10 protein-coding genes and 1 pseudogene are annotated in these 12,909 nt (G+C 57.5%); 9 read left to right on the top strand and 2 right to left on the bottom strand.

The annotated features are described in order from the left end of the window. Positions 1–70 precede the first annotated feature (70 nt). The 6 genes and pseudogenes from H8E27_12855 (at position 71) to H8E27_12830 (ending at position 6,018) form a co-directional block, all read left to right on the top strand. Positions 71–823, top strand: a complete 753-nt coding sequence (locus H8E27_12855) for an NAD-dependent deacetylase (GenBank protein ID MBC8326504.1) — start codon at positions 71–73, stop codon at positions 821–823. An 89-nt stretch (positions 824–912) separates the two neighbouring features. Beyond that, positions 913–3,792 (top strand): heme-binding protein, encoded by a 2,880-nt coding sequence (locus tag H8E27_12850; GenBank protein ID MBC8326503.1) that lies wholly within the window; start codon positions 913–915, stop codon positions 3,790–3,792. A 44-nt stretch (positions 3,793–3,836) separates the two neighbouring features. Next, positions 3,837–4,163 (top strand): YceK/YidQ family lipoprotein, encoded by a 327-nt coding sequence (locus H8E27_12845; protein MBC8326502.1) that lies wholly within the window; start codon positions 3,837–3,839, stop codon positions 4,161–4,163. 14 nt (positions 4,164–4,177) lie between these two features. Then, positions 4,178–4,383, top strand: a pseudogene (locus H8E27_12840) (DUF4160 domain-containing protein). 9 nt (positions 4,384–4,392) lie between these two features. Further along, complete coding sequence (locus tag H8E27_12835) at positions 4,393–4,665, top strand: DUF2442 domain-containing protein (GenBank protein MBC8326501.1); 273 nt, start codon at positions 4,393–4,395, stop codon at positions 4,663–4,665. A gap of 78 nt (positions 4,666–4,743) precedes the next feature. Next, a complete protein-coding gene (locus H8E27_12830; GenBank protein ID MBC8326500.1) occupies positions 4,744–6,018 on the top strand; it encodes a hypothetical protein in 1,275 nt (424 codons plus the stop codon). An 11-nt stretch (positions 6,019–6,029) separates the two neighbouring features. Here H8E27_12830 and H8E27_12825 read toward each other — a convergent pair whose 3' ends face one another. Together H8E27_12825 and H8E27_12820 are read right to left on the bottom strand one after the other, a co-directional pair. Beyond that, positions 6,030–6,974: an SGNH/GDSL hydrolase family protein gene (locus H8E27_12825; protein MBC8326499.1), complete on the bottom strand. Its 945-nt coding sequence runs from the start codon at positions 6,972–6,974 to the stop codon at positions 6,030–6,032. Between the two features lie 56 nt (positions 6,975–7,030). After that, entirely contained in the window at positions 7,031–8,611 is a 1,581-nt protein-coding gene (locus tag H8E27_12820) for an MBOAT family protein (protein ID MBC8326498.1), read from the bottom strand. A 156-nt stretch (positions 8,612–8,767) separates the two neighbouring features. On the opposite strand from H8E27_12820, the gene typA reads away from it, so the two are divergent. The 3 genes from typA (at position 8,768) to H8E27_12805 (ending at position 12,882) form a co-directional block, all read left to right on the top strand. Next, positions 8,768–10,597: a translational GTPase TypA gene (typA, locus tag H8E27_12815; GenBank protein MBC8326497.1), complete on the top strand. Its 1,830-nt coding sequence runs from the start codon at positions 8,768–8,770 to the stop codon at positions 10,595–10,597. Between the two features lie 101 nt (positions 10,598–10,698). Further along, the gene (locus H8E27_12810; GenBank protein MBC8326496.1) at positions 10,699–11,727 is read left to right on the top strand and encodes a TIM barrel protein; all 1,029 of its coding nucleotides are present in this window, start codon (positions 10,699–10,701) and stop codon (positions 11,725–11,727) included. A 12-nt stretch (positions 11,728–11,739) separates the two neighbouring features. After that, positions 11,740–12,882: a Gfo/Idh/MocA family oxidoreductase gene (locus H8E27_12805; protein ID MBC8326495.1), complete on the top strand. Its 1,143-nt coding sequence runs from the start codon at positions 11,740–11,742 to the stop codon at positions 12,880–12,882. Positions 12,883–12,909 lie beyond the last annotated feature (27 nt).

Here is a 12,909-nt window from a genome sequence, read left to right as displayed (position 1 = left end):
GTGCCTGATCGCCACTCCAAATCCAAGCCTCGGTTGATGACAACACGCCCTGCGCGTGCTATCCTTGTTGATGCCCGAAACCCTCGCAGATTGGTTGCGCGGAGCTGAACGGATTCTGGTCTTCACTGGCGCGGGCATTTCCACGCCCAGCGGCATTCCCGCATTTCGCGGCAAGGGCGGCATTTGGACCACGCGCCAGCCGGTGTATTATCAGGATTTCATGGAACACGCGGAATCTCGCATCGAATATTGGGAATACAAACTCGATATGTGGGAGGAACACGCCGACGCGAAGCCCAATGTCATTCACGAAAGTATCGTCCGTCTCGAGCAGGCGGGCAAAGTTGAGTTGGTCGTCACCCAAAACATCGACGGCCTCCACCGCGCCGCCGGCACGAGCGACGATCAACTCGTGGAAATCCACGGCACCGGCACGCTCGCCGAATGCCAAACCTGCGGCGCGCGCGATCCCGTCGAGGCCAGCTTCGCGCAATTCAAGCAATCCCACCAACCGCCCGTCTGTGAATGCGGCGGCTACCTCAAGCCCGCCACCATCAGCTTCGGCCAACCCCTCCGCGAGGACGACCTAACCCGCGCCTTCGCGGCAGCCGCAGCCAGCGACCTCGTCATCGCCCTCGGCTCCACCCTCTCCGTCAGCCCCGCCAACGCCATCCCCCTCGCCGCCGCCCAAACCGGCGCGCCGTACGTCATTATCAACCGCGACGAAACCGACCACGACACCCTCCCGCAAGTTTCACTTCGCCTCACCGGCAACGTCGAAGCCATATTCCCGCCAGCGGTTGATGATGCCCTGACGGATTAAGCGCCGACCCGCCCTTGCCGCAATCCCAGAAACAACTTGCCCCGTCTGAATGACTGCTGCAAACTCCCCGTCAACCCATTCAGTAAAATATGAAACGCATTCTTTCGATCATCCTTTTTATTTTCCCAATCGCAGTCGTGATCGCCGCCCAAACACCGCTGTGGATTTGGCCGGACCAAGCCCAGATCAATGGCGACGTGGTTTACTTCCGCAAAACCATCGAGCTGCCCGCCGGCAACGTGAAGAGCGCGAGATTCGAGGGGACCGCCGACAATGGCTTCACCCTGTTCGTCAACGGCAAACAAGTTCTGGCAGGCGGCAACTGGGGCACGTACTACACGACCGACGTGTCCAAGCTGCTGCGCGCGGGAAACAATGTGATCGCCGCCGAGGGGCGAAATGAGGGCAGCCCGGCGGGATTCGTGGCGCGACTGACGGTTGATATCGACGGCAAAAAGACCGTCGTGGTCACCGACACTTCGTGGCAAACCACGCGCAAAAAAAGCAAAGGCTGGGAGACGGCGGCGTTCAAGGCAGAAGGCTGGAAAAAACCCTTTGTCACCGGCAAAATGGGCGGCGCGCCTTGGGGCGATGTGTTCGCCGGCAAAGCAAAGGGCGGCGATGACACGGGCGCCGCATCCATCAAACCAGCCAGTGGCGAGATTGAAGTAGCCGAAGGTTTCAATGCGGAGCTGCTTTACACCGTGCCGAAGGGTGAGCAAGGCTCGTGGGTTTGCCTGTGCGTGGACGACAAAGGCCGACTCATCGCCAGTGACCAGGGCGGCAAAGGGCTTTACCGTATCGATGTCTCCGGCAAGGAAGCGAAGGTGGAAAAACTCGACATCGCCATCACGTCCGCACAGGGATTGCTGCACGCATTCGGCAGTTTGTGGGTGAACGTGAACGGCGGAGGCGCGGGCGTGTATCGCTTTACTGACACCAACGGCGATGGGAATTACGACAAAAAAGAAACCATCAAATTACTGGAAGGCGGTGGCGAACACGGGCCGCACGGGTTGGTGCTCAGCCCGGACAAACAACACATTTACGTCATCGCCGGCAACCACACGAAATTGCCAAAAACCGACAGCTCGTTGGTGCCGGAAGTGTGGGATGAAGATCTGCTTTTGAAACGGTTGCCCGATGCCAACGGCCACGCCCGCAATATCCGTGCGCCCGGAGGTTGGATTGCGCGCTTCGGCCCCGACGGCAAAAACTGGGAGACCGTCGCCATCGGTTTCCGCAATTCCTACGACATGGCCTTCAACCTCGATGGCGAACTGTTCGCGTATGATTCCGATATGGAATGGGACGCCGGCGCGCCGTGGTACCGCCCCACCCGCCTTTACCACATCACCAGCGGCGCGGAATTCGGCTGGCGCACCGGCACCGGCAAATGGCCCGCGTGGTATCCCGACGCCCTACCGCCGGTTTACGACATCGGCCCCGGCTCGCCCGTGGGTGTCACCTCCGGCCTCGGCGCCAAGTTTCCTGAAAAGTATCAAAAAGCCATCTATTGCCTCGACTGGACTTACGGCACCATCTCCGCCATGCACCTCAAGGCCGAAGGCGCATCGTACAGCGGCACGCGCGAAGAGTTCGTGGCCAGCAGCCGATTCCGCCTCACCGACGCCGTCATTAACCCAAAGGACGGCGCGATGTATTTCACCATCGGCGGCCGCGGCCAGCAAAGTGCACTCTATAAAGTAACGTACACCGGCAAGCAAAGCACCGCGCCTGCAAAAACCAAATCGCTGCACGCCGACGACCGTGCCGCCCGCTACTCGCTCGAAGCCCTGCACACCCGTAAAGCCGGCGCGGTGGTGAGCGCGTGGAAACATCTCGGCAACCAAGACCGCCACCTCCGCTGGGCCGCGCGCGTGGCCATCGAGCATCAGCCCGTCTCCGAATGGGCCGACGAAGCGTTGAGCGAAAACGACCCGCAAGCCGCGCTCACCGCCCTCTGCGCCCTCGCGCGGCTCGGGGATAAATCATGGCAACCCAAACTGTTAGCCGCACTGAACAAGCTCGATTGGGAGACGCTAAACATCGGCCAGCGCGCCGAGCTGCTGCGCGTGTATCAACTCGCGTTCATTCGCATGGGCAAGCCGAGCGAGGATGACGCCGCCGCCGTGGAGAAGAAACTCGACGCGGTCTTTCCCGCGCCAGTGAATTTGCTTAACTACGAGCTGGTCACGCTGCTCGTGTATCTCGAGTCACCCAACGTCATCGCCAAGACGCTGAAGTTGCTCGCGCAATCCACTGACCAATCCAAGTACGACTGGGCCGAGAGTTTACTTTCGCGCAACTCCGGCTATGCGCGCGCCTTCGCCGCCGCCGCCGCCAGCCCGCCCCAGCGCGATCAAATCCATTATGCCAAAGAGCTGCGCAACCTCGGCACGCACTGGACCTCCGGGCAACGGCTCGAGTATTTCCGATGGTTTCGCAAGGCGGAAAAATTCCGGGGCGGCAACAGCTTTGCGAAATTCCTGAAAAATTTCCGCAACGAAGCCCTCGCCCACGCGCCGCAGGCCGAGCACGCCACCATCAACGCGCTGCAACAGGAAACCATCGAGACGGGCCCGCCGTTTCCCATCGACGTCACCGTAAAAATCGGCGTCACCAATCCGCTCAAATTCGACAAGGCGGAGTTCAGCGTGAAACCCGGCGCGGCCGTCGCGCTCACCTTTACGAACAACGACACCATGCCGATGATCCATAACCTCGTGCTCATCCAACCCGGCGCGCGTTTCGAAATTGTCGCCGCCGCCGCCGCCATGGGCGCCACCGGTCTCGTCAAAGAATTCGTCCCCAAGAGCGACAAAGTCATCGCCCACACCCCGCTCGTCCTCCATCGCAACACAGTCACACTCTATTTCAAAGCCCCCACTAAACCCGGCAACTACGAATACCTCTGCACCTACCCCGGCCACGGCCTCACGATGTGGGGGACGATGCGGGTGAAATAATTTTCTTTTGCATCCCGCCCAAATTAGCCCAGAGTTTTCTCACTATGAAAATCATCGGTCTGATTATTGCCACCGCCGCCCTCATTGTGGCCTCCACCGGCTGCATGTCCCTCGAAGCCCGCGGCAAAGGCACCCAATCCGGCCTGTACCCCGGAATCAAAGCCGGCACGGAATACAATAAAGGCGCGGCCAACGCCACCGGCCTTGGCTCGGCAATGGGCCCCGCCATCGTCACCATAGATCGGCCTTTTAGCTTCGCGCTGGACACCGTGCTGTTGCCGATCGACCTCCTCGGCTCCATCTTCGGCGGCAAAAAAGAAAAGGCCGCCGAACCTGAACCCCCGCAGCCGGAACCCGCGCCGCAACCGTAACGCCAACGAATTTTATGCCCACCGTCCTTCGCATCAAGGGGTATCAGTTTATTTTTATGCGCAAGATGGACAGGAGCCCCCGCACATTCACATCATCAAGTCCGGCTGTGATTGTAAACTGTGGCTCGATCCCGTGCGCTTGGCGGTGAACCACGGTTTCCGCCCGCACCAATTGCGCGAAGCGATTCGTTTGACAGAAGAGCACGAAACTTTATCTTGAGCAGGTGGAATGAATTCTTCAGCCGACAAAATTAAAGACATCCGCGTCACGCGCGAAACATTGACGGTCACCTTGGCTGACGGTCGCGTGATGGCGGTTCCGATGTCACCCTATCCCACGCTGCAACACGCCAAGCCAGCCGCGCGCAAGGATTGCAAACTCCTCGGTGCCGGCTACGGCATCGAATGGCCAAAACTGGATTATCACTTGAGCGCCGAAGGCCTACTGAATGGTTGGCTGGAACCAGCAAGTTTGCAAATTGCCGCGCCCGAAGAGGCTTAATCGCCCAATCCAGTCTCGACTTCCCCTCCGTTTTCCGGTGACTTAACCACTCGCCGCTTAATCTTATTTCAACAAACCATGCCACTCACATCTGTTAAACAACTCAAGACTGTCAAAAAAAATGTGCGCAAACACGTGGACGCCGCGCTCGAAGCAACGGGCGGGCTATTGCGACTCGCGCCGACTTGGGTGCCGCGGTCGTTTTTGCAGCCGGGCTTGCGGCTTAAACTACATCCGGATGACACGTACGCTTACGGGCTCAATCGCGGCGGCATTGATGAGCGTTGGTTTGGCTCCACCACCGAGGCGGCCAATGAAGGGCGCGTGCCGGACGAGGGCCTCAGCTACGTGGTGCACGGGCGTAACCGATTCACCCTGCGCGATGCGGTGGCCGAGTGCGGCGCGGAGATCATCGGCAAGCGCATTTGGAACAAGTACGGCAAGTGGCCAGTGTATTCGAAGTTTTTTGATAACATGGGGCCCATCCCGCATCACATGCACCAAAGTGCCAAACAGGCGAAACTGGTCGGGCAGGAAGGCAAGCCGGAGAGTTATTATTTCCCTCCGCAACACAACAACGTGGGCAACAATTTTCCGTACACCTTCATGGGCCTCGAGCCGGGCACGACCAAGGCGCAAGTGCGCAAGTGCATCGCGGATTGGAACAAAGGCGACAACGGCATCCTCGACCTCAGCCGCGCGTACCGCCTCAAGCCCGGCACCGGTTGGCTCATCCCGCCCTGCATTTTGCACGCGCCCGGCAGCCTCTGCACTTACGAGCCGCAATGGGGCAGCGACGTGTTCGGCATGTACCAAAACCTCGTCGAAGGCCGCGAGGTCCCGTGGAGTTTGCTGGTGAAAGACATGCCCAAGAGCAAACACAAAGACATCGATTTCATCGTCGACCAACTCGACTGGGCCGGCAACGTGGACCCGAATTTCAAGGACAACCATTACCTCGAGCCCATCCCCGTGGCCGACACGCGCAGCGAAGGCTACGTCGATCGCTGGATCGTGTACGGTCGGATCAAGCGCGAACAGCTCTTCACCGCCAAGGAACTCACCATCGATCCCGGCACCAAGTGCACCATCAAAGACAAAGGCGCGTGGGGCGGCATCTGCGTCCAAGGCAAAGGCACCATCAACGGCCAACCCTTAAACAGTCCCAAACTCATCCGCTTCCACGAGCTGACCGAGGACGAATATTTCTGCACCGAAGCCGGGGCCAAGGCGGGGGTGACCTTCGAGAACACCAGCGCCACCGAGCCCCTCGTGCTCCTGCGCTACTTTGGCCCCGAGGTCAACAAAGACGCCCCCGCGATCGGAGATTACCGCGAGCGGAAGTTTGATTAAAAAGAAGACCGCTAATTCTCTGGCGTAATAATTCCTGCTTCGATGAGTTTCTTCACGATGGCCTTTGACAGTGCCTCGTGGCCTTCGGCGCGGAGGTGGCTTCGGTCGGAATAGAGGGGCTCGAAATTCAAACTTCCAAAAACCTGTTTCATCGACAGGTGAAGCACTCCTCTGCGCACGTGGCTTTCCGCAATTTTCTCCAGCCCGTTATCCTCCAAGCGCCGGGCTTTGTTTACGTCTTCCATTTTGTAGGCCTGCGTAATTAGTAGGATGGGAATTTGTTTCGAGGCGGCAGCTTGGGTGCTTTCACCGGTTATTTTTGTTACCAATTGATTCCACCTTTCCAAAGCTCCCGCTGCTGACATCGCCACAATTTCGGCATCAGCATCATTTTTTGCGTGCTTCATTCGGATAGAGGCGGGGATCCATTTCCATAAAACTTTTTCAGTTTTCATTTCATACAGGCGCCTCAGTGCTCTGCTTTTCATTGGCCAGTTTCTTGGGTGCCAGGAATCAAACTCGGTGCTTCGCAGGAATTCCCTTTCATCTTCAAATTCATTGGAGTTGTTGATGTGCAATATGATTAAATCTGGTTTGTATTTAAGCGAATGCGCCAATGTCAGATGTTTCCGCCGGGCCCCGTGGCCTCCGATGCCGAGGTTGATGCTCTCGGCCGAGATGCCCTGACCTTTCAGGTTTACGGCGATTTGGCCTGCGTAGGAGCTTTCCACGCTGGAGCCTCGCGTGACGGAATCGCCAACCACAAAAATTCGGAATACCCCCTCGGACGGTTCGATGGCGAACGACTGGGGCCGGAAGCGGCGACCGCCAGTACGCTTGAGGTTTACTTGCCCGTCTGATTCGACGAAACCTGCCGAGGGGTGGAAACCGTATTCAAACCTGCCTGACATATTCTCCTTAAAAAAGACGCGCACGGCCAACTCCACGGCAATCAACAGGCACAGTCCGATGAGGAAGGCGGGTGTGAATAGGGATTTATTTTTCATGGCGCTTAAAATTGGAAATAAATAAATTCCTGGTCATTCACCATAGAGGTGACAGTCAGAACAAACAGCAGCAAATAAATGATGCCTCGCGTAGCCCAATGATGCAGATCCAGTGATGCTTCATCACGTTCCTTGAGTGTTGCCCATTGCAGCAGCAGCAATGGGCCTATGTGCAGCAGCAGCCAACGGGCCGGCTTTTCCCATTCCATTGCGCCGGCCACTTGCCATTGGAAAATGCCGGTGAACCATAAGATTAATTCGGCACCTGATTCAGCACGGAATATCGCCCAACCCACCAACGTGAGGATGCACATAAAAACCCAACACGCCAGCTTCGCTAAACTCCCCGATTCGGATGCGCGCTGCCAATGGGATGAGAAATGAAATGCCATCAACAAACAGGCGTGGTATGCGCCCCATAAAATAAATTTCCAAGCTGCGCCGTGCCACAATCCGGCGAGCACCATTGCGATGGTGAGATTTCTGCAGGTTTGCCAATCGGTACTGCGGTTGCCGCCGAGCGGTATATAGACGAAATCTCGAAACCAAGTTGAAAGGGTGATGTGCCATCGCCGCCAAAATTCGGATGGGTTGAGGGCGAAATAGGGGAAGCGGAAATTTAGTGTCAGCTCAATGCCCAAGAGGCGCGCCGATCCACGGGCAATGTCACTGTAGCCAGAGAAGTCTCCATAAATTTGAAAGGCAAACGCAATCACACCCAGCAAGGCCCAAGGGGTGTTTAACTCAGGATGGCCGGACGAAAATACGTGGTTGGCGATGATGGCGCAGTTATCCGCTACAAACAGTTTTTTGAAAAATCCCACCAGCAACAGTCGGAGTCCGATATGCATATGGCCCATATCCCATTTTGCCGGAGCGATCAATTGTGGGAGCAATTTGGTGCTGCGCTCGATGGGGCCGGCGATCAATTGCGGAAAAAATGCCAGATAAGTTGCGAAGGTGATAAAGCAATCTGTGGGTTCCGTTTTTTTATTTTTGATATCAACGATGTAGCTGATGGCTTGGAAGGTGTAAAATGAAATGCCCACGGGAAGGATGATGTGGGTGAGCGTCCAACTGGATGAAAACCCGAGTTGCCCCACCCAGTTGCCGATTGATTCCGCAAAGAAATTGAAATACTTGAAAAATCCGAGCAATCCCAAGTTGATGCCGAGTGCCAGCCATAAATACCCTTTCCGGCGGGCTGATTCTAAGGAAAACGTTCCAATGAAACGGTTTGCAGCGAGCATCAAGGGGAGGAATGAAAATGCCACCATCAGGATTCCGTTGGAAACAGTTTTACCTTGGAAACCAAAAATCGCGCATACCGCGAGCCATACCCCGGGCAGCACGGCGAGGGTCGCTATTTTTCCAATGGATTTTTGCCGATTGGCGATCCCGAGTCCGCAAAGATAATAAGTGGTGCTGGAAGCGAGCAGCAGCGCCACAAAGCGCACGTCCCACGCAAGATAGAATAGATAACTGGCGGCGAACAAAAGCCGAATGCGCCACGGCTGCGGTGAAATCCAAAATAAAACAAAGGCCGCGAGAAGAAGGCAGCCGTATTCCAGTGAAATGAAATTCATTCGATAGGCGCAATTGACATCCCCGGAATGTGTGAGTCAAGAATTTGTTGGCTACACGATGACGGCTCCGCAGCCAGTCTTCTAATTTCCGGAGGCTTTTTCTTGTGTAGCACCCTCAAGGCGTGCATAGTCCCCGGCTCCTCGGGAGGGGACATCATGGAGCTAATCCGTAACATTGCAATTATTGCGCACGTGGATCATGGGAAGACCACGTTGGTGGACTGTTTTCTCAAGCAATCGGGGACCTTTCGTGCGAATCAGGCGATCGCTTTGGAGGAGCGGATCATGGATTCGATGGATCTGGAGCGCGAAAAGGGCATCACGATCACGGCAAAAAATGCGGCATTCGAGTTTCGCGGGCATCATGTGAATATTGTGGACACGCCGGGGCACGCGGATTTTGGCGGCGAGGTGGAGCGGTCGCTGAGTATGATTGATGGCGTGTTGTTGCTGGTGGATGCGAAAGAAGGGCCGCAGGCGCAGACGCGGTTTGTGCTGCGCAAGGCGTTGGAGGCGGGCGCGCAGCCGATTGTGGTGATCAACAAAATCGACCGCGACCACGCGCGGCCGGAATGGGTTTTGGATCAGGTATTTGAGCTCTTCATCGCATTGGGCGCCACGGATGCGCAGTTGGATTTTCCGTATATTTACGCCAGCGCCAAGGATGGCTACGCGACGACGGATCACACAAAACTCGGCGGTGAAATGACGCCGCTCTTCGAGATGATCGTCGACCGCGTGCCAGCGCCAACGAGTGATGCGGGCGAAGGCTATCGCCTGGCGGTGGCCAATGTGAGCTACTCGGATTATCTCGGCCGAATTGGGTTTGGCAAAATTCGCACGGGCACCATTCGTGTGGGCGATCCACTTTTTGGTTTGCGCGGCGATGCGGAACCGGTGGCGGGCAAGGTGACGGCGCTATTTCATTTTGAGGGGCTCAAGCAAATCCAAATCGAGGAAGCCCACGCCGGCGACATCGTGGGCGTAGCGGGCTTGCCGGATATTTTAATTGGCGAAACGCTCGTGGACAGCCTCGATCGTCCGGCGTTGCCTTTTAAGCCCATCGATCCGCCGACCATTAAAATGGCCTTCGCGGTGAATGACGGTCCGCTCGCGGGATTGGACGGCAAAAAAGTCACCGCCCGTAGCATTTGGGAACGCCTCGAACGCGAGGGGCGTGCGAATGTTTCGCTGCAAGTTGCGCAGACGGATAACAGCAAAATTTTCCACGTCACCGGTCGGGGCGGAATGCAGATCGCCGTGCTCATCGAACAAATGCGGCGCGAAGGTTTCGAGGTGCTTGTGAGCCGTCCCGAGGTGCTGAAGCATCAGGACGAAAACGGCAAGTGGCTCGAGCCGATTGAAAAAGTTTTTCTCGAAGTACCGCAGGACTCCGTGGGCGACGTGATGGAAGCGCTCGCCACGCGCAAAGGCAACGTCACCGATATGTCTCCCGCCGGCGACCGCATGACGCTCGAGGCGCTCGTGCCCACGCGCGGGCTCATCGGCTTCGAGGTCGAGCTGCTCAACTTCACGCGCGGCGAAGGCATCATGAGCCATCTTTTCCATGAGTACGCGCCGGACACCGGCGACATCCCCGCGCGCCGCACCGGCGCACTCGTCAGCATGGAAGATGGCACCGTGACCGCTTACGCGCTCGACACCCTCCAAGGCCGCGGCCGGATGCTCATCGTCCCCGGCGATAAAGTTTACAAAGGAATGATCGTCGGCGAAAACGCTCGAGACAACGACTTGCCCGTGAACCCCATCCGCGCCAAGCACCTCAACAACTTCCGTTCCCAAGGCGACGGCAAAGGCATTATATTAAATGCCCCGATGATCCTCAGCCTTGAGCGCGCGCTCGAATACATCGCCCCCGACGAATACGTCGAAGCCACCCCGAAAACCCTCCGTCTCCGCAAAAAAATCCTCAACGAACACGACCGCAAACGCTCCGAGAAACAACGCTCGCTGCAATTGGCGTAATTCAGAACGCCGTTGCACTTCGTAGCATTTTGGAGTTGAACGCAGCCGCTGGGTTGCTACCTTGGCCGCCGTTTCCATGTGTTTAATCAACTAAACTTTTTATGAGCAAATCCCCAAAACTTCATAATGCCATGTGGCCCGGACTCGTCGGCAAAGGCGACGACGAAGGCCAGGAGCCGCCAATCAGCCTCGAGCATATGCTCGACCTCACCGCCGCCGCCGAAGTGGACGGACAGAAATTTGATGGCATCGATTATTTTTTGTTCCTGCCGCACACCAATCCCGAGGCCACCGATGATGAGCTGAAAAGCATCGCCGACCTCATCGTCGGCAAAGGCTTCGACATTGGCTCGCTCGTCGCGCCCATTTGGCCGGGCACCGTGGGCGATTCGGCGATGGGATCGGCCGAGCAGCGCGGAAAGTTTCTCGACGCAGTGAAAATGGCTTGTCGCATTGCGAAAATTTTCAACGAACACGGCGCACGCAAGTACGGCGTCATCCGCATCGACTCCGCAGAATTCGGCGTCGAGAAATGGCGCGAAGATTCCACCGCTAACACTGCGCAAATCGTGGAGACCTTTAAAGAAGCCGCGACCATCGCCGCCGGCCACGGCGAACGCCTCGCTGCCGAAGGCGAGATTTGCTGGGCCGGAATGCACAGTTGGAAAGATATGCTCGACGTCCTCGAAGGCGTGGGAATGCCCGAGGCGCTCGGCTTCCAGGCCGACCTCGCACACACTTATCTTTATACGCTGGGCTACAATGCCCCTGAGCACGCCCTCGTGCAGGAAGGCTACAGCGACGAAGAGTTCTGGCCCGCGTACGAGAAGATGACGGATGCCCTCCGCCCGTGGACCATCGACTTCCACGTCGCCCAAAACGATGGCGAAGTGCACGGCGCCGGCGACCACGACAAGACCGGCAAACACTGCCCCGCCGATGACCCGAACGGCAAACTCGACATCACAAAATGCTCCGGCTACTGGCTCAAGGACGCCGCCGACCGCGGCATCCAACACATCTGCTGGGACGGCTGCATGTTCCCCAACGCCACACTCGAAAACCCCGAAACGTGGAACACCATCCTCAAAGCCATGATCGACGTCCGCGACGCGCACGGCTGGGAATAATCTTTTGAAATAATGAGCGAAAAAAAATCACTTAACATCGGGCTCGTCGGTTACGGCTTTATGGGCCGCACTCACACGAATGGTTACAAGCGCGTGAGCGACTTTTTTCCGGACCTCGGCCATCGGCCGGTGCTCAAGGCCGTTTGCGGCCGCACGGAAGATCGCACCAAAGCCTTCGCCGAACAGTGGGGCTACGAAAGTTTTGAAACCGATTGGCGCGAGCTGCTCAAGCGCGATGATATCGACGCCATCGACATTTGCACACCCAACGATCAACACGCCGAGGTGGCCATCGCCGCCGCCGAAGCGGGCAAGATGGTGCTGTGCGAAAAACCCCTCGCCCGCACCGCTGACGAAAGTTTGCCAATGGTCGCCGCCGTCGAGAAAGCCGGCGTCCCGAATACGGTTTGGTATAATTACCGCCGCGTGCCAGCCGTCACGCTTGCCAAACAAATTATCGACAGCGGCAAGCTCGGCCAGATTTTTCATTACCGCGCCAACTTCCTGCAGGACTGGACCATCAGCGCCGACCTCCCGCAAGGCGGCGAAGGCTTGTGGCGATTGGACGCCGCGGCCGCCGGCAGTGGCGTCACTGGCGACCTGCTCGCCCACTGCATCGACACCGCTCTGTGGCTCAATGGCAGCATCGCCGACGTGTCCGCCGTCACCGAGACGTTTATTAAAGAACGCGTCCACACTGCCACCGGCGAGAAACAGGAAGTCACCATCGACGACGCCTGTCTTTTCCACTGCCATTTTAAAAATGGCTCGCTCGGCTTGTTTGAGTCCACCCGCTACGCCCGCGGACACAAGGCGCTGTACACCTTCGAGATCAACGGTGCCGATGCCTCTATCCGCTGGGATTTGCACGACCTCAACCGGCTCGAGTTTTTTGACCACAGCGATGAGTCCACCACCCGCGGCTGGCGCAGCGTGCACATCACCGACGGCGACATGCCCTATATGGACAAGTGGTGGGTGCCCGGACTGTGCATCGGCTACGAACACACATTTGTGCATCAAGTCGCCGATTTCCTCGGCAGCCTCGACAGCGGCAAACCGTGCAACCCAACCTTCCGCGACGCCCTCGAAACTGCCCACGTCTGCGACGCCGTCCTCGCCTCCGCCAAGGACCGCGCATGGAAAGACGTATAAGCCAAACCCATTAACAACCCGCGCCCG

Source organism: Limisphaerales bacterium (assembly GCA_014382585.1).
Classification (GTDB): Bacteria; Verrucomicrobiota; Verrucomicrobiia; order Limisphaerales; family UBA1100; genus JACNJL01.
This window is presented reverse-complemented; position numbering and strand designations above follow the sequence as displayed.

Excerpts from the sequence above, each read along its gene's own strand:
- H8E27_12805 (MBC8326495.1), top strand. The coding sequence starts at position 11,740 with ATGAGCGAAAAAAAATCACTTAACATCGGGCTCGTCGGTTACGGCTTT.
- H8E27_12835 (MBC8326501.1), top strand. The coding sequence starts at position 4,393 with ATGAATTCTTCAGCCGACAAAATTAAAGACATCCGCGTCACGCGCGAA.
- typA (MBC8326497.1), top strand. The coding sequence starts at position 8,768 with ATGGAGCTAATCCGTAACATTGCAATTATTGCGCACGTGGATCATGGG.
- H8E27_12830 (MBC8326500.1), top strand. The coding sequence starts at position 4,744 with ATGCCACTCACATCTGTTAAACAACTCAAGACTGTCAAAAAAAATGTG.
- H8E27_12810 (MBC8326496.1), top strand. The coding sequence starts at position 10,699 with ATGAGCAAATCCCCAAAACTTCATAATGCCATGTGGCCCGGACTCGTC.
- H8E27_12850 (MBC8326503.1), top strand. The coding sequence starts at position 913 with ATGAAACGCATTCTTTCGATCATCCTTTTTATTTTCCCAATCGCAGTC.
- H8E27_12855 (MBC8326504.1), top strand. The coding sequence starts at position 71 with ATGCCCGAAACCCTCGCAGATTGGTTGCGCGGAGCTGAACGGATTCTG.
- H8E27_12820 (MBC8326498.1), bottom strand. The coding sequence starts at position 8,611 with ATGAATTTCATTTCACTGGAATACGGCTGCCTTCTTCTCGCGGCCTTT.
- H8E27_12845 (MBC8326502.1), top strand. The coding sequence starts at position 3,837 with ATGAAAATCATCGGTCTGATTATTGCCACCGCCGCCCTCATTGTGGCC.